An 18,069-nucleotide genomic window follows, 5' to 3' on the forward strand; every position below is an offset into this window, starting at 1 on the left:
CATACAAAAAAACCGCCCTGAGAGGCGGTTTCTTTCAAGGCCAAAAAAGCCTTTCAAATCAAGCTCTAAGCTATGGTGCCGACACCAGGAGTCGAACCCGGGACCTACTGATTACAAGTCAGTTGCTCTACCAACTGAGCTATGTCGGCATAGCATAGAGATGTTGGCGATGGCTGGGGTAGCAGGACTCGAACCTGCGAATGCCGATACCAAAAACCGGTGCCTTACCACTTGGCTATACCCCAGCAATGTGGTGGCCAGAGACGGAATCGAACCGCCGACACGAGGATTTTCAATCCACTGCTCTACCGACTGAGCTATCTGGCCCTTGCCAACGGGGACGCATTAAACCGAATTCTTCGGTGCGGGTCAAGCCTTTTAATTCAAAAAGATGCTGACCGCCGAGCCTGCTCTACTGGCTAGGCGGCACGTACCCTTCGGCATGATCGGTCTCCCGGTTGTCGAGGAAGCGCTCCATCTGGTCCATGAGATAAGTACGCGCGTCGGGATCCAGCAGGCTGAGATGCTTTTCGTTGATCAGACGGGTCTGCAGCGCTTGCCACTCATCCCAGGCTTGCTTGGAAACCGTCTGCTGAATCTCCTGCCCCTTGGCACCAGGCAACGGCGGAAACGGCAGGGCCTCGAGTTCCTGTTGGTATTTACGGCAAAAGACGGTCTGGCTCATGGCGCTTACTCCTAACGTATTGCGGTTCGTCATGACACAAAATCACGAAACATCCTGGTCGAGTAGTGTCTTGACCGGCGCCGCCAATCCTACACTAGCGGGTGCCTTGGCGTCGTACCATAGCCCTCCTGACTCGCCGACCTCGAAAGGCAGCTCGTTCAAGCGTGCCGGCGAGGGCGTGATCTTCAAACGAAAATGGCTGAAGGTATGCGTGAACACCTCGCCATCCGCCTCGCGCTGTGCATCGGGAAAGCGCTGATCGAGCCAGGCGCTTAGCGCTTGCTCATCATCGAACTGTGGCAGGCTCCACAGGCCGCCCCACAGGCCGCTGGCGGGGCGCTGCTGGAGGAAGACGCGTCCCAGTGGGTCACGCAATACCAGCATCCTTGTGGCGCGCTCAGGCAATGTCTTGCGCGGCTTGGATTCGGGGAAGCGCGTTTCTTCGCTACGCGCATGCGCCACGCAGACATCGTCGAAGGGGCATAGCAGGCATGCCGGCTTGCTGCGCGTACACAACGTCGCCCCCAGGTCCATCATCGCCTGGGTATAGTCGGCCAGACGCTCATCGGGCGTGTAACGCTCCGCCAGCGCCCATAGCTCACGCTCCACGGCAGGACGGCCGGGCCAGCCTTCCACGGCGTGCAGACGGGTCAGCACACGCTTGACGTTGCCATCGAGAATCGGCGCACGCCGACCGCTGCTGATGCTGATGATCGCGCCGGCCGTGGAACGCCCGATACCGGGCAGCTCGGAAAGCGTCTCGACGCTGTCCATCGGGAACTCGCCGCCATGTTCGTCCATCACCACCTGGGCCGCCTTGTGCAGGTTTCGCGCCCGCGCGTAATACCCGAGCCCCGTCCAGAGGTGCAGCACCTCGTCTTGCGGCGCTCGCGCCAAGGCGGCGACATCGGGAAAGCGCTCCATGAAGCGCTGATAGTACGGAATCACCGTGGCGACCTGCGTCTGCTGCAGCATGATCTCCGAGACCCAGACACGATAGGGCGTCTTGTCGAATTGCCAGGGCAGCGTCTTGCGCCCATGCACGTCGAACCATGCAAAAAGTCGCTGCCGAAAGTCCTCGGCGGTAAGCGGAATGTCCTGCATATGCATTATCGTCCAAAGGGCGCAGAGATCGTCAAGCGATGGGAGTCCGGCGTGCAGGACATCCCAAAAAAAGCGCCGACATAGGTCGGCGCAGGGACTGGCTTTGGGCTTTGCTCATTTGAATAGACCACGCAACTTGTCGCCAAGTTCCTGGGCAGCGCCTTCTCCGAGCGTTTCGTCGATCTTGCGCACGGTATCACTGTCGAGCTTATCTTCGAGCACCTCACCTAGTTTCTCGCTGGCTTCGCGCTTGGCCTTGTCCTTGGCCAGTTCTTCCAATGTGTCCTGGAAGGCTTCGCGATCGAAGCGGCACCATTCGCCCGGCTTGCCGCCCAGTTGCCCTTCGCAGTGCACCGGCAGGCTTACCTGCTGCAAACGCGACGTCACCCGGCAGGCGCTCTGGTCAGCGGTATCGATGAAGCGCGCCTTGAGGTCGTAAGCAAAGCGCTCGGTGGGAATGTTGAACATGCCCGCACCGGTCATCTCGATGCCGGGAATGCGAATCGTGAGGTCCTCGTTACGCGCCACGCCATTGGTGATATCAAGACTCGCCGAGAGCGTGTCGAAGGGGGTGTCGTCGCTCCATTCGCGATCCGACTGCTCGCCGTCCAGAATCGCGGCGGCGGTGCATAGTTGACGCGAGACATTGACGTCGAGCATCGCGCCATCGTCGATGCGTAGCGCGGCCGTGCCGTTGAGATGGCGCTTGAGCGACGCGAGTCGATTGGTCCGCGAGGTCACGTCACTCTTCAGGTAGAGCTGGCCACGCAGTGGCGACTCCTTGCCGGTGACATCCGCGTAAAGCGGCGCAATCTGCACATTGGAGAGTGACTCAGTGACGGCCATGCGCAACGGTGACGCGCTGACATCCAGGCTCCCCTGAGCATCGAGCGTGCCGCCGTAGAGCTTGGCCGAGAGGGACTCCAGACGCTGACGGCCATCTTCACCGGTCACGCGTAGCGCGACATCGGTCAGCGTCATCCCCTTGGCCGTCAGGGTGTCGAGTGCCAGGCGGCCATCGAGGGTCAAGCCGGAGAGCCAATCGACGGGCAGCAATCCCGCTCCCTCGGCGGCGGCATATGCTGGGGAGACGCCTAGCGCTTCGAGAATCGCCGCCGTGTCCTCGGTATCTGCTGCACTGTTCTCCCCTTGGCTATCGGCGGGGGGCAGATAAGCATCCAGGTCGAGGCGTTCGCCTTGCAGATCGAAGCTCAGCCACTGGCCGCCGAAGCCGGCCCCCAGCTCGCCAGTGAAAGTTTCACCATCGAGCAGCAAGCTCAGGTCCGCGAAGTTGATGCGCTGAAGGTCCCCATGCACCGGACTGGTCAACGCCACTTCGCTCAGCGCTTCGTCGCTGGCGGTGTTCGGCAAGGCATCGAAACGCTTGAGCCAGTCTCGCAATGACAGCGGCGCGAGCTTGAGCTGTCCGGTGTATTGCGGAGTCGTGAGCAGCTCTGTAAAGCTCAGCGTCCCCGTGAGATTCAGGCCATCATCGCCGCTCAGCGCGATATCACGCAGTTGCGCGGTCTGGTCAGCGAGGTCGGCTTCGCCATCGAATCCCAGACTCAACCCGAGCGGCTTGCCCGTCACTGCGGGATGGTGCAGGCGTGTATCGAGTTTGACCCCGTCGAAACGATAATGCTGTTGCGGGGTCTCGGCGAGCACATGTCCGACCTGCAGGTTGATGCCCTGAGCTTTCTCGGAAAGCGCCGGCCATTGCGTACTGGTCTCCAGCGTCATTTTATTCAACTCGTAACGACCATCGCTCAAACCAAGCCGCACTCGACTCTTGAACGTTATCTCGCTGGTTAACGCGGGCGTTTGGCTGACGAGATCGAACGCCATCTGCAAGGGAAAGGCTGCGTCGGGACTGACGTTGCTGGCGTCCAAGCCAAGGTCTTTCAGCGTCAGGTCCAGGTTGCGCTGTGCGTCGCGATAACGTACCTGGCTATCCCGCACTTTTATGCTGGCGATATCCAGCGCCACGGGAAGGCTGCCGGGGTTCTGCTCCAGCCCCGGCCCCGCCGATGCCGGTGCCAAGGCCGCCTCGGCCTGCTCACCGTTATCTTCCATATGATCGAGCAAGACATTCCAGTTGCCCTGACCTTGCGCGTCGCGTGCCAGATTGAGGCGCATGCCATCCAGCGTCAGCCCTTCCACGGCCACCTCGCCGGAAAGCAGCGGCGCGAACGCCACGCTGACCTCGGCGCGATCGAACGCCGCAAATGGCGCGTTTTCATGGGATTGCTCGGGCAGCCAGGCCTCGGCCTGCTCGACACTGAAGCCCAGACGCGGATAGAAGGACCACGACAAGGGGCCATCCAGGTCGAGTTCCAGGCCGCTCTGTTCGCGCACCGCCTCGACAAGCCGGGGCTTGAGGTCGTTGGGATCGAAGAAAGTGGTGATATAGACCACGGCGCCGACCACGATCAAGGCCAACACCCCGACCACCGCCAGCAATGCTCTCAGCAGCGCTCTCATCGGCGCCCTCCCTGTGACGCTAATGAATGAAGTTCGTAATACGTCCCATCGGCGGCGGGATGATAGCCAAGCCGCGTCAATAGCAACTGGTCCCCCATCATCAGCACGGAAGTGGGTACGCGCGGCATGCATGACTCCTCATGCGCCCGTTCGGCAATCAGCGTCAACAAGCGCGAGCCGACACCACGGTGCCGTGTTTCGGTACGTACGCAGAAATGTGACAACCACCATACGCGAGTTTCACGACGCACGGCGACTGCTCCCAGACGCCGTGCGTTGAATAACGCGCAGCAGAACGTACCGCCCTGAGTGAAATGATCGTCGATGAAGCGCTCGACGGGCGCAGGCAGACGCTCGGCGGGCGCATCGCGATAAATGCGCGTGAGATCCTGCGCCACCTGAACTTCCTGTTCCCATTGGGCGCGGTCGATTTCCTGCAAGGTCACCGGCATGCCTGCTCTCCCTGGACGGTCTCCCTGGCCCCTGTCACGGACCCTCGAGCGTTGATGATGGAACATGGGAATTGCCCCTGAACTCTTGGCATTGTAGCGGATGGCCGGGACGATTCTCTATAATGAGCCTTCCATGGCGCCGCGAACCTTGCGTACCCACGTCCTCGTCGCGCGCCCCGTTCACGTCCGAAGTGCTGGAGACTCCCCATGGCCGAGCGCGTCGCCACCGTGTCCCGCGACACCCACGAGACCCAGATTCAGGTCCGTATCAATCTCGACGGCGAAGGCCATTTTCAATCCGAGACGGGCGTCGCGTTTCTCGATCACATGCTCGACCAGGTGGCACGCCACGGCCTGATCGACCTGGAAATCAACGCCCAGGGCGACCTGCACATCGACGCCCACCATACCGTCGAGGATCTCGGCATCACCCTGGGCCAGGCCTTTGCCCAGGCCATCGGCGACAAGCGCGGCATCCGGCGCTACGGCCATGCCTATGTGCCATTGGACGAAGCGCTCTCCCGTGTCGTGGTAGACTTCTCGGGCCGCCCAGGACTGAGCATGGATGTCGAATTCACACGCGCGAACATCGGTCGATTCGACACGCAGCTGTTCTGGGAGTTCTTCCAGGGGTTCGTCAATCACGCCCAGGTGACGCTGCACATCGACAACCTCAAGGGCTTCAATGCCCATCACCAGGCGGAGACCATCTTCAAGGCCTTCGGCCGCGCACTGCGCATGGCGGTGGAGCTCGATCCCCGCATGACCGGGCGGATGCCCTCCACCAAAGGTAGCCTGTGAGGCCCTCACGACGCGCTAAGGAGCGAGCATGACGATTGCGGTCATCGATTACGGCATGGGTAACCTTCACTCCGTCGCCAAGGCGCTGGAGCACGTCACGCATGAAAACGTGGTCATCACCGACGATTCGCGCAGCATTCGTGGCGCCAGTCGCTTGGTACTGCCCGGTCAAGGTGCGATTCGCGACTGCATGGGGGAGTTGCAGCGCAACGACCTGCAGGGTGTGGTTCACGAGGTGTTGCGTGCCCAGGCCAAGCCATTGCTGGGCATTTGCGTCGGGCAACAGATGCTGATGGAGGAAAGCGAGGAAAACGGCGGCGTGACCTGTCTCGGCCACCTTCCAGGGCGCGTGCGCCACTTCGGACGCGATCTTCGTGACGCCTGGGACCAGCGCTTGAAGGTACCTCACATGGGCTGGAACCGGGTTACTCAGCACCACCCTCATCCACTCTGGGCGGGCATCGACGACGACGCACGCTTTTATTTCGTGCACAGCTATTACGTCGAGGCTCAGGAAGACGCTGACATTTTCGGCACCACCGAATATGGCGGACATACCGCGCATGTCGCCACCGGCCGCGGCCCGGTCTTCGCCGTGCAATTCCATCCCGAGAAAAGCGCGCGTGACGGGTTACGCTTGCTCGAAAACTTCGTCACCTGGACACCCTGAGCGTCCAGGCCGGACATGCCGCCTTTCACTGGCGGCACCACACGCATACCGAGAGGACACGTCATGCTGGTGATTCCCGCCATCGATCTCAAGGACGGCCAGTGCGTCCGCCTCAAGCAGGGGCGTATGGACGACTCGACCACCTACGGTGACGATCCGGTGGCCATGGCGGCGCGCTGGGTCGAGACCGGTGCCCGCCGCCTGCACCTGGTGGACCTCAACGGCGCCTTCGAGGGCAAGCCGGTGAATGCCGAGGCGGTAACCGCCATCGCCCGCGCCTATCCCGAGCTGCCGATCCAGATCGGGGGCGGCATTCGTACCGCCGCCACCATCGAGGCCTACCTCGAGGCAGGCGTGTCTTACGTCATCATCGGCACCCAAGCCGTCAAAGACCCGGCGTTCGTCACCGAGATGTGCCGCGCCTTTCCGGGCCGCGTCATCGTGGGGCTCGACGCCCGAGACGGTTTTGTGGCCACCGATGGCTGGGCCGAGGTCTCGACACTCAAGGCCGTGGACCTGGCCAAGCGTTTTGCCGACGATGGCGTGACCTCGATCGTGTACACGGACATCGCCCGCGACGGCATGATGCAAGGCGTCAATATCGCCGCGACCGCCGCCCTGGCCCGCGAAGGCGGTCTACCGGTCATCGCCTCCGGCGGCGTCACCCATCTGGGCGACATCGAGGAACTCCTCGAGGTAGAACACGACGGCATCCTCGGTGCCATCACCGGACGCGCCATCTACGAAGGCAAACTCGACGTCGCCGAGGCCCAGCGCCTGTGCGACGCCGCGCCAGCCACACGGAGAAGCTGATCATGGCACTCGCCAAGCGCATCATCCCCTGTCTCGACGTCGATGCCGGCCGCGTGGTCAAGGGCGTCAATTTCGTCGGCATCCGCGACGCCGGCGACCCGGTCGAGGTCGCCAAGCGCTACAACCAGCAGGGCGCCGACGAAATCACCTTCCTCGACATCACCGCCAGCCACGAGGATCGTGGCACCACGGTGGAAATGGTCGAACGCATCGCCGGCGAGGTCTTCATCCCGTTGACGGTGGGCGGTGGCATTCGCACCTGCGACGACATCCGCACCATGCTCAACGCCGGTGCCGACAAGGTATCGATCAATACCGCCGCAGTGACCAACCCCGATTTCGTGCATGAAGCAGCGGAGCGTTTCGGCAGCCAGTGCATCGTCGTCGCCATCGATGCCAAGCGGGTCTCTGGCGAGGGCGAGCCGCCGCGCTGGGAGATCTTCACCCACGGCGGACGCAAGCCCACCGGGCTCGATGCCGTGGAATGGGCATGCAAGATGGTCGAGCTCGGCGCGGGCGAATTGCTCCTGACCAGCATGGACCGCGACGGTACCAAGGCCGGTTTCGATCTGGGCGTGACCCGTGCCATCGCCGATGCCGTCAGCGTCCCGATCATCGCCTCCGGCGGCGTCGGCCACCTCGACCACTTGGTCGCGGGCGTCAAGGAAGGCGGCGCGGATGCCGTGCTTGCCGCCAGCATCTTTCACTTCGGCGAGTACACCATCCCCGACGCCAAACGCTACATGGCCGAACACGGCATCGAGATGCGCCTGTAGCCCCGCTGCAAAGCCCGCACGGGGCTTTCATGCCCCGATCCGCACCCTCCTAGGCGTCGGCGCTGAGTCCCAGGTTGCTCACGCCCTCGTTACGTCCCAGACGCCGCAACGACTTGAGGGCATCACGCGTCAGCGGCGCTTCGACGTGCTCGAGCACCGCTTCCTGGAAACCGTGCTCGTCGTCCATCAACGGATGCTCACGCACGCGAGCCGCCAGCCGCGCGGCATCATCATCGTCCGCGCCATCGGTCATCTCGATGTAGGCATGCACGCCGTCGCGTGACAGGCGGCTCACGTCACGCGGCGACTCGGGCGCTTCTCCACGCAAGGCATCAAGCAGTGCCGCCAAGGCCATCACCACTTCAACCGCCCGCCGCGCGCCGAAGCTGTCATCGGTTTCCGGCGGCTCCTGTTCGGCGAGTTTCTCGGCCTGCTTGTCGAAATCGATGGCTGCCTCCTTCACGGCCAACGCTTCCCACGCCAGGTCGAGCACATTGCGCAGCACCTGCGCGTCGCCAATGCCGCTCATTTCGGCATACAGCACGTAATTGGGCCACAGGCGCTCGATCAAGGCTGCCATGAAGGCTTGCCGAGCACGCGCCGGCAACCGATCCAAACGGGCATGAAAGCCGTCGGTGGACGCTGTCATATCCATTACTCCTCAGAGGATGTTTACAAAACGGGCAAGCGAACCAGGCAAATGAAGTAGCACTGCATGGCGTCAATGGGCATTGTGGTACGTCATGGCCAGAGCATGTCCTGGGGAACGCGACCACGGGCATCGAACACGATCCCTTCGGCGCGCAGCTTCTCGTGTTGGCGCACGGCGCCGGTATGCTCGGTCACACGTCGGCTGGCATTGATGACGCGATGCCAAGGCAGTGCGTGACCACTAGGCAGGTGGCGCATGGCACTCCCCACCATCCGCGCCGTAGCGCCATCGGTCATGTTCGCGATCCGCCCATATGTGGTCACGCGCCCCTCGGGAATCTGGGCAACGATGGTATAAATCTGTTCAAGCACCTCGGCTCGCGGCATGCTAGGTCTCCTCGTTTACCCCCACTTGCTGCGGGAGGACGGCTTTACCATCATGAGCGCATCATGCATATCTACTTTCTTCAGCACGCAGATTATCTTGGGCCGGCGCGCTTCGCCGATTGGCTGACGGGCATGGGCCACAGCCATAATACCTGCCATTTGTACGCGGACGAGACGCTGCCACGTTTCGACGACCTCGATGCCTTGATCGTGCTCGATGCGCCGTTCGGTCTCCATGAAGACGCGGCACCGATGTGGCTCAAGCGCGAGCGCAAGTTGATCGTGCGTATGCTCAAAAGCGGCAAACCGCTGCTCGGGGTCGGGGTCGGTGCGCAACTGATCGCCGAGGCGCTGGGTGCCATCGTCTCCCGGGGGACCTATGCCGAGCGCGGCTGGCAACCTGTCACGCTCGCCGATGAGAGCCCCTTCGACCTGCCCGAGCGCTTCGAAGCATTCACTTGGCATCACGATGTCTTTGGCCTACCCGACGAGGCCCTGCCTCTAGGTGGCAGTACCGCCAGCCCGTTGCAGGGCTTCGCCTGGGACGGCGGCCGAGTCGTCGCGTTGCAATGCCACCTGGAGGCCACCGCCGCCTCGGTCAGCGCCCTTTACGATCACCTGGACGCATTCGGCGCGCGGCTCAAGGCTGCCGAAGGGCCGTATCTGCAACCCCGCGAGACGGTCATGGAGGAACCTCGACGTTTCGACCGCCTGGCCGCCTTGCTCGACCGCGTCATGCTCGACTGGCTACGTCACGGCCGTCGACCATGATATTCAAGGCGCGAGACGAATGAGTCATCAGCGCGCCAGTGACGCCGACCAGTCCTGAGCAAAGGCCAGGCAGCTCTCCCAGTCGCCGACATGCAGCGCCGCGTGAGGAGACTGCTCAAGCTGATAGCGGTACATGGGATCGTAGTATTCGAGCATCAGCGGCGCGAGCCAGGCCTCGTGCGCTTGCGTATTGCCCCGCTGGTGTTCGCGAAAGGCCAGCGCCTGCAAGCGTTGTAGACGCTGAAAGCGCGCGCTGCCCAAGCGTTTGCGTACGCGCTTGAGCGCACTGGAAAGCTGCTTGCGCATCAACGCCCAGCCCAACCACTCACCGTAATGGCCACGGTAGGTCTGCCACAGGGTCTCGATATAATCCTTGCGAATCTGCTCGAGCCGCCAGTCCAACGGCATTTCCACGCGAATTCGCGGCGCTGCCTCCATGGTCCGCCAGAAGGGCAAGGGGATATCCAACTGCCCGATCATCCGTGACTCATCCTCCACCACACAGCCAAGTGGCCTCCGCGACAGCGCCACGCCCAGCGCATGTTCGAAGTCGATCTGCGATGGCCCCCGCAAGGGATGACGCCCGAACGCCGAACCTTTGTGCCGCGCATGTCCTTCGAGGTCGACGCCAGTATCGAGACGTTGGATCAATTCGGTCTTGGCACTGCCGGTAAGACCGGCCACGACCAGTACCGGCCGTGCCGCCGCCGAGGTAACCTCAGCGCTCAAGCGCTGGCGCATCGCCTTCCAACCACCCTGGATACGCGGCAGCGTGATGCCTGCCTCCTGCAACCACTGCTGCGCGATTTGCGAACGCAACCCGCCCCTGAAGCAATAGATCAGCGCCTGAGGGTGACGCGCGGCAAATGCCTGCCACGCCGCCACACGACGCCGCTTGAGGTCGCCGCCCACCAGTTGCGAGCCCAAGTCGATGGCGGCGGCCTGACCGGCCTCCTTGTAGCGAGTTCCCACCGCCTGACGCTCGGCATCGTCCATCAACGGCAGGTTGACGGCGCCCGGCAAAGCTCCCTGATCGAACTCCACCGGGGCACGCACATCGATCAACGGGCGCTCGAGCAGCGCCAATCCAGGTGCGACCTGCGGTAGGCTCACCCACGCACCTCGATCACACTAGTGCCACTCGCGGGGCGCATTTCGCCGAAGGCTTCCAGCGTGAGGCCGTGTTGACGGCCGATGCGCTCGACGTCATCCGCCCAAGCCGGGTCGACGCTCAATAGCAGGCCACCTGACGTCTGCGGATCACACAGCCACTGCCAATGCGCCGCATCCATATCGGGCAAAGCCTCGCCCAAGGCCTGGCGGTTGCGCTGCGTGCCGCCGGGCACCGCACCGCGCCGCCGATAGGCCTCGGCCTCGGCGAGACGCGGCAGCTTGGCGAAATCAATCCGGGCCTTGAGCCCACTCGCCTGGCAGACCTCACTGAGGTGACCCGCCAAGCCAAAACCGGTGACATCAGTCATGGCATGCACGCCCTGAACCTTGGCCATCTCGATCCCGATGCGGTTGGCCTTCAGCATCGTGCGGCGCGCCAGCCCCTGGTGGCCGGATTCCAGCCAACCATGTTTTTCGGCCGTGGTCAGCAGCCCCACCCCCAGCGGCTTGGTCAGATACAGCAAGTCGCCTGCCTTGGCATGGCTGTTGAGCTTGAGATGCTCGAGATCCACCAACCCGTTCACCGCCAGACCGAAGATCGGCTCGGGGGCATCGATGGAGTGCCCGCCGGCCAAGGCCAGCCCCAGCTCACGGCAGATCGACTGCGCACCGCCGACCACGTCACCGGCGATTTCGGCAGACAGCTTGTCGAGCGGCCAGCCGAGAATGCCCAGTGCCATGATCGGGGTTCCCCCCATGGCATAAACATCGCTGATGGCATTGATGGCGGCGATGCGTCCGAAATCGAAGGGATCGTCGACGATGGGCATGAAGAAGTCGGTGGTCGAGATAAGACCGCGACCGTCGCCGAGGTCGTAAACGGCAGCGTCCTCGCGGCCCTGGTTACCCACGATCAAGCGCTTATCGGTGGCACCGGGTCCCGCCTTGGACAGGATGCTGTCCAGCACGTCGGGGGCGATCTTGCAGCCACAACCGGCGCCGTGGCTGTATTGCGTCAGGCGAATGGCACTCATTGGGCACTCCTTGGCAAGCGTTGGCTCCATTCTACATCACCGGCGCGCCAGCGTTTACAAGGCTTCCAGGGCATCGGCGAGTTTATCGACGGCGATCACCTCCATGCCCTGGGGCGCCTGTCTGGGAGCGTTGGCACGCGGCACGATGGCACGCGTAAAACCGTGCTTGGCGGCCTCGACGATACGTTCCTGGCCGCTGGGGACGGGGCGAATCTCGCCCGACAGGCCGACCTCGCCGAAGACCACCAGCTCACGTGGCAAATTGCGGTTCTGCAGACTGGAAACGACGGCCAGCAGCACGGCCAGGTCGGCGCTGGTCTCGAGCACCTTGACCCCACCGACCACATTGAGGAAGACATCCTGATCACCCGTGAACAAGCCACCGTGCTTGTGCAGTACCGCCAACAGCATGGCCAGACGGTTCTGGTCGAGCCCCACGGCAATGCGGCGCGGATTGCCCAGGGCCGAGTCGTCGAGCAACGCCTGGACCTCGACGAGAATCGGACGCGTGCCCTCCCAGACCACCATCACCAAGCTGCCGGGCGCTTGTTCCTCGGCACGCGATAAAAAGATGGCGCTGGGATTTTTGACCTCCTTGAGACCATGCTCGAGCATCGCGAACACACCCAGCTCGTTGACCGCACCGAAGCGGTTCTTCTGCCCGCGCAGGGTACGGAATCGCGAGTCCGCCCCGCCCTCGAGCAGCAACGACGCATCGATCATGTGCTCCAGCACCTTGGGGCCGGCCAGCGTACCGTCCTTGGTGACATGGCCGACCAGCATCAGCACGGTATTCGACTGTTTGGCGAAACGCGTCAACGCCGCCGAGGATTCGCGCACCTGCGCCACGCCCCCGGGTGCCGAGCTGATATCCTCGAGGTGCATGGTCTGGATCGAGTCGATGATCAATACGTCGGGCTTTTCACGCTCGGCGACCGCGAGCAGCGTTTCGATGCTCGTCTCGGCGAGCATGTTGAGCCCCTTGACCGGTAGCTGCAGCCGGTGCGCACGCATGGCTACCTGAGAGAGCGATTCTTCACCGGTGACATACACCACCTTGTGGGACTGGGCCAGCTTGCAGGCGGTCTGCAGCAGCAACGTCGACTTGCCGGCACCAGGCTCGCCTCCCAATAGCACGGCCGATCCGGGAACGAGACCACCGCCCAGCACACGATCGAACTCACCGAAAGACGACGAGAAACGCGGCACTTCCGTGAGGTCGACCGACCCCAGGTCGACCACGTCGCGCGAGACCAGCCCTGCATAGCCGCTACGTCCCGTCGTCGACGGTGACGACGCGTGAGAGCGAGCACTGCCCAGGCGCACTTCGCTGAGCGTGTTCCACTCGCGGCAGCTCGAACACTGTCCTTGCCATTTGCTGTACTCGGCACCGCATTCGGTGCACACGAAGGCACTCTTCGCCTTGGCCATGTCGTCGCTCCTTGCTGATCACCGACATTCTACCATCGCGCCCGGTGCCGCCTCGCCAGTCACGTCAGCATCGGTGGGCCGGACATGCAAAAGACGGCCCGTAGGCCGCCTTTTCGGTGATACCAGAACGCGATTACGGCTGACGTTGCAGACGCAGTGTTTCACCGTTCTCGAAGCGACGCAGTTGCGGATCGATCAGCTCCAGCGTGTCGGGATCGAGCTTGAGGAAGTAGTAGATCTGCCCTTCACCATTCGGCGTCAGCTCGTAGACGGTCGCCTTGGGATCTTTCGCAGTGCCATCGATGACCTCCCACTGACCTTCGTATTCTTCAGCCGGCGGGTTCTCCGGATGATTGAGGTACTCGGCTCGAAGATCGAATGTCCGCTCGCTGGCCGGCGCCTGTTCACCCCCCATCAGTTGCACTTCGAGGTCGATACCGTCGCAGCTGCGGCATGGCAAGGTACCGCTATAGACAACCGGTTGTGCGGCTTGCGGCGACTCACTAGCCCCCCCTTGCTGCGAAGTGCCCGTGGCACAACCAGTGAGTATGGCGAGCATGGCGGAACCGGCGAGCAACGTCCTGATCTGCATGTTAGTCCTCCTAACCAATGGGTCCTGGGCCGCTCCCGCGGCCCCGTGGATCACAGCATAGCGTCATGTGACGGCATCGGACACCCTTTGCGGACTTAGACCTCATGATAATGTCGGATAATCCGTGTACCCCTCGGCATCCCCACCGTAGAAGGTCGCCGGGTCAGGCTCGTTGAGCGCGCTATCGCGACGAAAACGTTCGACAAGGTCGGGGTTGGCGATATAGGGACGTCCAAAGGCCGCCGCGTCACCCAAGCCATCGCGGATCATCGCCTCGGTACGCTCCGCGGTGTAGTGCCCGCAGTAGATCAGGGTCCCCGGGAAGCGCTGGCGCAGCTCGCGACGGAAGGCATCGGTCAACTGCGGCCCCTCCCCGGTCCAGTCGGGTTCGTTGACATGCAAGTAGGCGATGCCACGCCGCGTCAATTGTTCAGCCAGGTAGTAGGCCATCGCCTCCGATTCGTCGTCGCTCAAACCGAAGATCTCGATGAACGGCGAGATACGAATTCCGACTCGATCGGCACCCATGACCTCGCTGACGGCATCGACGACTTCCAGCACCAAGCGCGCCCGGTTGACCAGGTTGCCACCATAGCGGTCGGTACGCTTATTCGAACCGGTCGCCATGAACTGCTGCAGCAGGTACGCATTCGCCGCATGCACCTCGACCATGTCGAACCCGGCGCGCTTGGCGCGTTTGGCGGCCTGGCGGTAGTCGTCGATCAGCGCGGGGATTTCCTCGGTCTCGAGCGCGCGTGGCGTGCTGGTGGGATGCTGGCCCGAGCTGCCGTCCTCGAATTCGAGGAAGCAGTTGGCGCCTTCGGCCCGAAGCGCGCTCGGCGCCACAGGTGACTGGCCACCCGGCTGGATCTTGTGGTGCGAGATCCGCCCAACGTGCCATAACTGCAAGGCCATCCGCCCGCCGGCACGATGCACGCTATCCACGACGCCACGCCAACCGGCTTCCTGCTCATCGGTATAAATGCCCGGCGTATAGACATAGCCACGCGCGGTGGGAGAAATGTTCGTTGCCTCGCTGATGATCAAGCCGGCATCGGCACGCTGCGCATAATACGTTTGCTGCAACGTCCTGGGGACAAGATCCGGCGTGCGAGCGCGGGTCAGTGGTGCCATGAGGACACGATTGGGAAGCGTCAGCTTGCCCATGGTGAGCGGAGAAAGGAGTCTGTCGTAGGCCATGTCGCCTCCTTGGTAAGCACTTTAAGTCATATCGATTTCCTCTAGATGAGGTCGTTAGAACACTAATCAAGGGCAGGGACATGACACACTGATGACACAGCAACGAGAAACACGCTAGGCCTTGCGCATGCATGGGCGTCGCGTCACCATGGATGCTCACCTCATCACTGCCTGTGCGAGCTTTCATGAGCAAGTTCTGGAGTCCCGCCGTGCGTGAGCTCACTCCTTATGTGCCGGGAGAGCAGCCGCGCGAGCGCCTTGTCAAACTCAATACCAACGAGAATCCCTATCCGCCCGCACCGGGCGTAGAGCAAACGCTGCGCGATTTTCCAGCCGATCATCTGCGCCTCTACCCAGACCCTAGCGCTACGGCGCTCCGCGAGGCACTGGCCGAGGAATACGGCGTCGCGACCGAGCAGGTATTCGTCGGCAACGGCTCCGACGAGGTACTGGCACTGGCCTTCCAGGCGTTCTTTCGTCAGCCGCGCCCGCTGCTGATGCCGGCGATTTCCTATAGCTTCTATCCGGTCTATTGCAAGCTCTACGATGTGGCCTACCGAAGCGTAGCACTGGACGACCAGTGGCGCGTGCCACTAACGGCCTTCGATACCAACAATGGCGGCATCGTCTTCGCCAACCCCAACGCACCGACCGGCCACGGGCACCCGCGCAAGGCGATTGCTGCCTTACTGGAGCGTAATACCGAGAGCGTGGTACTGGTCGATGAAGCCTATGTGGACTTCGGAGGCGAAAGCGCGATCCCTCTGGTCGAGCGTTTTCCGAACCTGCTGGTGACCGGCACATTCTCCAAGTCGCGCAGCCTGGCAGGGCTACGCCTGGGCTTTGCCATCGGTTCGCGCGAACTGATCGAGGGGCTGGAGCGCGTCAAGGACTCCTTCAACTCCTTCCCTATCGATAGCATCACCATCAAGGCGGGCATCGCCGCGCTGCGGGATCGTGCGTACTTCGACGCCTGCCGCGAACGCGTCATCACAACGCGCGAGTGGACACGGCGACAACTCGAAACACTTGGCTTCGAAGTCCTGCCCTCCCAGACCAACTTCCTGTTCGTACGGCACGACGCCTATCAGGGGAACATGCTTTTCGATGCCTTGCGCGAGCGGGGCATTCTGGTGCGTCATTTCAACAAGGAGGCGCTGAGCGACTTCTTGCGCATCAGCATCGGCACGGATGACGAAATGACGAGCCTCGTGGAAGCGCTAGAGGCTGTGTGTCGCTAACCCCAGCAGCGGCCCGTTAGCCGCCACACGGGCATCTTACGCATACCAAGGCGCCCGCACTCAGGGCGGGCGCCGGACCGAACGAGATTCTGAAATGCGTGATGCAACGGCTTAAGCTTAGCCCAGGGCGGACAACTGCTGGGTAAGATAACTGCTCGTTCGATTCATCTCGGCCACCATGCTGTCGAGTTCCTGGAACTGCGTGCGATAGCGGTCCACGGTGGTCGCGATGCTATCTTCCATCGAAGAATAACGCTCTTCAAGACGATCCATCTGGTTTTCGGCACCGGTCACGGCACCTTCCACCATACCGTCCTCGCCTAGCATGGTATCCAGTTCTTCCTCGACCTTGCCGGCAATTCCCTGGCTATCTTCAGTCCCCGTGAACAGCGTCTGAACAGCGCCGGGCTGAGTCGAGAGCGCCTCGTCGAGTTTCTCGTCATCGATTTCCAACTCGCCATCGACATTCATCGAGATGCCGATTTCATTCAACGTCTGCAAAGAACCCTCGCCGACACTTTCGGTCATCGTACTCCGCAGACGGGACTCCGCCATGCGCGTCGTGCTGTCCCCCAACAACTCGCCGGCTTGCGTTTCACCGCCTTCGGAGCTGAAGCTCGTCAACTCACTCGTGGTGGACTTCATGCTGTTGTAGCTATCGACGAATCCCGTAATGGCGCCACGGATCGATCCCTCGTCACGCGCCACCGTCACCGTGGATTCACCGGTGCCCGTCAGGCTCAGCGTCGTGCCCTGAATGGCTTCTTCGACCTGATTGCTGGCGCTGGTGATATCGATGCCATTGACATTCAGTTGGGCATCTTGCCCTGCGACTTTCGTCGCGGCATCGAGCGTCAGGCTATCGAGCCCATTAAACGCAACAGTATCGATCGCGGCCTGTTGCCCGGTCTCTTCCGAAGCCAACGCTAGCCGATGCTGATTGCCGTCGAACACAATCGAGGCGGAAACCCCAGCGTCACTTTCATTGATCGCATCGCGCACATCACTCAACGTACTATCGGCTGCGACCTTGATATTGGTTGACGAGCCATCTTTGAGCGCAACGTCCAGACTCGCTTCGGCGCCGGCATTGAGAATGGCTTCTTCATCCACTCCCAGGGTCGCGACACTGGATGCCGTCGCCATACTCTCGACATTTACCGTATAACGCCCCGGCGGCGCATCCGGCGTCGCGGCGGCACTCACGCTCTCGCCCTCGACATTGCTGGTCACGCTGTTGAAGAGTTCGGGATCAGTAAGGTCGCTCGCTGAAGACTGCACTTTCGACAAGGCACTCTGCAGTTTGCCATACGCGGATATTTTCGCTTGTTGATCGGCCTGCTGCTGCTGGATGGGCACAAGCTTTTGTTGCTCGGCATTCTTAAGCTGATCAAGGAGCCCGTTGAGATCCAGGCCGGAGCCAACGCCTAGTGACGAGATGGAAGCCATACTGCCTCTTCCTCTTTTAGATGCGTTTCATCGCAAGCTGATATCTGCCGATGTCTGTGCTCACCCTAGCAAATCAATAACACATCAGGGGAGAAAATAGCGCCTAAAAAGCTCATGATTCCGGGTCTTCACGAGACTAAAGTTTTTCCTCGGCCGGCCGAGAGGGCCACTTTTCCGCTCGTCGGACATAAAAAAGCCCCGACCTCGTGCGAGATCGGGGCTTTGCCGGCACAAGTTCGTCGCTCACGACCGTGTGCGGCAGCGCTCAGTGTTGGGTAAAGGTGCTCTCCAGGGGAGGCCCAAACGAGTGACCCCCGACCAAATGGCCGGGGTTCGGAAGAAATGCCTGACGATGTCCCGGGCGGCGTTCCGCTACTCTCGCATGGGGGTGAGACCGCCCGGCCCTTCGTGGCACCGC

Annotated in this window: 18 protein-coding genes and 3 tRNA genes; 6 read left to right on the forward strand and 15 right to left on the reverse strand. The window is 62.1% G+C overall.

Annotation, left to right across the window (positions count from 1 at the left end; all coding sequences use genetic code 11):
• Positions 1 to 73 precede the first annotated feature (73 nt).
• The 7 genes from C8E00_RS06400 to C8E00_RS06430 all read right to left on the reverse strand — a co-directional run bounded on the left by C8E00_RS06400 (position 74) and on the right by C8E00_RS06430 (position 4,722).
• Positions 74 to 149 (reverse strand) — tRNA-Thr (locus C8E00_RS06400).
• Between the two features lie 21 nt (positions 150 to 170).
• Positions 171 to 245 (reverse strand) — tRNA-Gln (locus C8E00_RS06405).
• Between the two features lie 6 nt (positions 246 to 251).
• A tRNA-Phe gene (locus tag C8E00_RS06410) sits at positions 252 to 327 on the reverse strand.
• Between the two features lie 85 nt (positions 328 to 412).
• Positions 413 to 685: an oxidative damage protection protein gene (locus C8E00_RS06415; RefSeq protein WP_133695858.1), complete on the reverse strand. Its 273-nt coding sequence runs from the start codon at positions 683 to 685 to the stop codon at positions 413 to 415.
• A gap of 42 nt (positions 686 to 727) precedes the next feature.
• Complete coding sequence (mutY, locus tag C8E00_RS06420; protein WP_133695860.1) at positions 728 to 1,789, reverse strand: A/G-specific adenine glycosylase; 1,062 nt, start codon at positions 1,787 to 1,789, stop codon at positions 728 to 730.
• Between the two features lie 114 nt (positions 1,790 to 1,903).
• Positions 1,904 to 4,270: an AsmA family protein gene (locus tag C8E00_RS06425; RefSeq protein ID WP_133695862.1), complete on the reverse strand. Its 2,367-nt coding sequence runs from the start codon at positions 4,268 to 4,270 to the stop codon at positions 1,904 to 1,906.
• Positions 4,267 to 4,722, reverse strand: a complete 456-nt coding sequence (locus C8E00_RS06430) for an acetyl-CoA sensor PanZ family protein (protein ID WP_133695865.1) — start codon at positions 4,720 to 4,722, stop codon at positions 4,267 to 4,269. The genes C8E00_RS06425 and C8E00_RS06430 overlap by 4 nt, the downstream gene beginning before the upstream one ends.
• 207 nt (positions 4,723 to 4,929) lie before the next feature.
• On the opposite strand from C8E00_RS06430, the gene hisB reads away from it, so the two are divergent.
• The 4 genes from hisB to hisF all read left to right on the forward strand — a co-directional run bounded on the left by hisB (position 4,930) and on the right by hisF (position 7,782).
• Positions 4,930 to 5,523: an imidazoleglycerol-phosphate dehydratase HisB gene (gene hisB / locus C8E00_RS06435; RefSeq protein WP_133695867.1), complete on the forward strand. Its 594-nt coding sequence runs from the start codon at positions 4,930 to 4,932 to the stop codon at positions 5,521 to 5,523.
• 28 nt (positions 5,524 to 5,551) lie between these two features.
• Entirely contained in the window at positions 5,552 to 6,193 is a 642-nt protein-coding gene (gene hisH / locus C8E00_RS06440) for an imidazole glycerol phosphate synthase subunit HisH (RefSeq protein WP_133695869.1), read from the forward strand.
• Between the two features lie 63 nt (positions 6,194 to 6,256).
• Positions 6,257 to 7,006 (forward strand): 1-(5-phosphoribosyl)-5-[(5-phosphoribosylamino)methylideneamino]imidazole-4-carboxamide isomerase, encoded by a 750-nt coding sequence (hisA, locus tag C8E00_RS06445; RefSeq protein WP_133695871.1) that lies wholly within the window; start codon positions 6,257 to 6,259, stop codon positions 7,004 to 7,006.
• A 2-nt stretch (positions 7,007 to 7,008) separates the two neighbouring features.
• Positions 7,009 to 7,782 (forward strand): imidazole glycerol phosphate synthase subunit HisF, encoded by a 774-nt coding sequence (gene hisF, locus C8E00_RS06450; RefSeq protein WP_133695874.1) that lies wholly within the window; start codon positions 7,009 to 7,011, stop codon positions 7,780 to 7,782.
• 49 nt (positions 7,783 to 7,831) lie between these two features.
• Here the strand turns inward: hisF and C8E00_RS06455 are convergent, their stop codons facing one another.
• The gene (locus tag C8E00_RS06455; RefSeq protein WP_133695876.1) at positions 7,832 to 8,431 is read right to left on the reverse strand and encodes a YjaG family protein; all 600 of its coding nucleotides are present in this window, start codon (positions 8,429 to 8,431) and stop codon (positions 7,832 to 7,834) included.
• A 92-nt stretch (positions 8,432 to 8,523) separates the two neighbouring features.
• Positions 8,524 to 8,820 (reverse strand): MGMT family protein, encoded by a 297-nt coding sequence (locus C8E00_RS06460; protein ID WP_133695878.1) that lies wholly within the window; start codon positions 8,818 to 8,820, stop codon positions 8,524 to 8,526.
• Between the two features lie 63 nt (positions 8,821 to 8,883).
• Between C8E00_RS06460 and C8E00_RS06465 the strand changes: the two genes are divergently transcribed.
• The gene (locus C8E00_RS06465; protein WP_133695881.1) at positions 8,884 to 9,591 is read left to right on the forward strand and encodes a type 1 glutamine amidotransferase; all 708 of its coding nucleotides are present in this window, start codon (positions 8,884 to 8,886) and stop codon (positions 9,589 to 9,591) included.
• Between the two features lie 27 nt (positions 9,592 to 9,618).
• Here the strand turns inward: C8E00_RS06465 and mnmH are convergent, their stop codons facing one another.
• The 5 genes from mnmH to C8E00_RS06490 form a co-directional block, all read right to left on the reverse strand.
• Positions 9,619 to 10,704 carry a tRNA 2-selenouridine(34) synthase MnmH gene (gene mnmH / locus C8E00_RS06470; protein WP_133695884.1) on the reverse strand — a complete coding sequence of 362 codons (1,086 nt, stop codon included), beginning with the start codon at positions 10,702 to 10,704 and terminating at the stop codon, positions 9,619 to 9,621.
• The gene (selD, locus tag C8E00_RS06475; RefSeq protein WP_133695886.1) at positions 10,701 to 11,738 is read right to left on the reverse strand and encodes a selenide, water dikinase SelD; all 1,038 of its coding nucleotides are present in this window, start codon (positions 11,736 to 11,738) and stop codon (positions 10,701 to 10,703) included. Before selD ends, mnmH begins: the two co-directional genes overlap by 4 nt.
• A gap of 54 nt (positions 11,739 to 11,792) precedes the next feature.
• Positions 11,793 to 13,169 carry a DNA repair protein RadA gene (gene radA / locus C8E00_RS06480; protein WP_133695889.1) on the reverse strand — a complete coding sequence of 459 codons (1,377 nt, stop codon included), beginning with the start codon at positions 13,167 to 13,169 and terminating at the stop codon, positions 11,793 to 11,795.
• A 133-nt stretch (positions 13,170 to 13,302) separates the two neighbouring features.
• Positions 13,303 to 13,761, reverse strand: coding sequence for a copper resistance protein NlpE N-terminal domain-containing protein (locus tag C8E00_RS06485; RefSeq protein WP_133695891.1), 459 nt, complete (start codon positions 13,759 to 13,761; stop codon positions 13,303 to 13,305).
• A gap of 102 nt (positions 13,762 to 13,863) precedes the next feature.
• A complete protein-coding gene (locus C8E00_RS06490; protein ID WP_133695894.1) occupies positions 13,864 to 14,961 on the reverse strand; it encodes an alkene reductase in 1,098 nt (365 codons plus the stop codon).
• A gap of 185 nt (positions 14,962 to 15,146) precedes the next feature.
• Between C8E00_RS06490 and hisC the strand changes: the two genes are divergently transcribed.
• Positions 15,147 to 16,202, forward strand: a complete 1,056-nt coding sequence (hisC, locus tag C8E00_RS06495; RefSeq protein WP_133695896.1) for a histidinol-phosphate transaminase — start codon at positions 15,147 to 15,149, stop codon at positions 16,200 to 16,202.
• 117 nt (positions 16,203 to 16,319) lie between these two features.
• On the opposite strand, the gene fliD is transcribed toward hisC, so the two are convergent.
• A complete protein-coding gene (fliD, locus tag C8E00_RS06500; RefSeq protein ID WP_133695898.1) occupies positions 16,320 to 17,651 on the reverse strand; it encodes a flagellar filament capping protein FliD in 1,332 nt (443 codons plus the stop codon).
• Between the last annotated feature and the right edge of the window lie 418 nt (positions 17,652 to 18,069).

The sequence above is a fragment of the Chromohalobacter marismortui genome (assembly GCF_004364315.1).
Classification (GTDB): domain Bacteria; phylum Pseudomonadota; class Gammaproteobacteria; order Pseudomonadales; family Halomonadaceae; genus Chromohalobacter; species Chromohalobacter marismortui.

What these genes read in the sequence shown, in the direction of transcription:
- C8E00_RS06415 (WP_133695858.1), bottom strand. Translation starts at nt 685, where the DNA reads ATGAGCCAGACCGTCTTTTGCCGTAAATACCAACAGGAACTCGAGGCC.
- mutY (WP_133695860.1), bottom strand. Translation starts at nt 1,789, where the DNA reads ATGCAGGACATTCCGCTTACCGCCGAGGACTTTCGGCAGCGACTTTTT.
- C8E00_RS06425 (WP_133695862.1), bottom strand. Translation starts at nt 4,270, where the DNA reads ATGAGAGCGCTGCTGAGAGCATTGCTGGCGGTGGTCGGGGTGTTGGCC.
- C8E00_RS06430 (WP_133695865.1), bottom strand. Translation starts at nt 4,722, where the DNA reads ATGCCGGTGACCTTGCAGGAAATCGACCGCGCCCAATGGGAACAGGAA.
- hisB (WP_133695867.1), top strand. Translation starts at nt 4,930, where the DNA reads ATGGCCGAGCGCGTCGCCACCGTGTCCCGCGACACCCACGAGACCCAG.
- hisH (WP_133695869.1), top strand. Translation starts at nt 5,552, where the DNA reads ATGACGATTGCGGTCATCGATTACGGCATGGGTAACCTTCACTCCGTC.
- hisA (WP_133695871.1), top strand. Translation starts at nt 6,257, where the DNA reads ATGCTGGTGATTCCCGCCATCGATCTCAAGGACGGCCAGTGCGTCCGC.
- hisF (WP_133695874.1), top strand. Translation starts at nt 7,009, where the DNA reads ATGGCACTCGCCAAGCGCATCATCCCCTGTCTCGACGTCGATGCCGGC.
- C8E00_RS06455 (WP_133695876.1), bottom strand. Translation starts at nt 8,431, where the DNA reads ATGACAGCGTCCACCGACGGCTTTCATGCCCGTTTGGATCGGTTGCCG.
- C8E00_RS06460 (WP_133695878.1), bottom strand. Translation starts at nt 8,820, where the DNA reads ATGCCGCGAGCCGAGGTGCTTGAACAGATTTATACCATCGTTGCCCAG.
- C8E00_RS06465 (WP_133695881.1), top strand. Translation starts at nt 8,884, where the DNA reads ATGCATATCTACTTTCTTCAGCACGCAGATTATCTTGGGCCGGCGCGC.
- selD (WP_133695886.1), bottom strand. Translation starts at nt 11,738, where the DNA reads ATGAGTGCCATTCGCCTGACGCAATACAGCCACGGCGCCGGTTGTGGC.
- radA (WP_133695889.1), bottom strand. Translation starts at nt 13,169, where the DNA reads ATGGCCAAGGCGAAGAGTGCCTTCGTGTGCACCGAATGCGGTGCCGAG.
- C8E00_RS06485 (WP_133695891.1), bottom strand. Translation starts at nt 13,761, where the DNA reads ATGCAGATCAGGACGTTGCTCGCCGGTTCCGCCATGCTCGCCATACTC.
- C8E00_RS06490 (WP_133695894.1), bottom strand. Translation starts at nt 14,961, where the DNA reads ATGGCCTACGACAGACTCCTTTCTCCGCTCACCATGGGCAAGCTGACG.
- hisC (WP_133695896.1), top strand. Translation starts at nt 15,147, where the DNA reads ATGAGCAAGTTCTGGAGTCCCGCCGTGCGTGAGCTCACTCCTTATGTG.
- fliD (WP_133695898.1), bottom strand. Translation starts at nt 17,651, where the DNA reads ATGGCTTCCATCTCGTCACTAGGCGTTGGCTCCGGCCTGGATCTCAAC.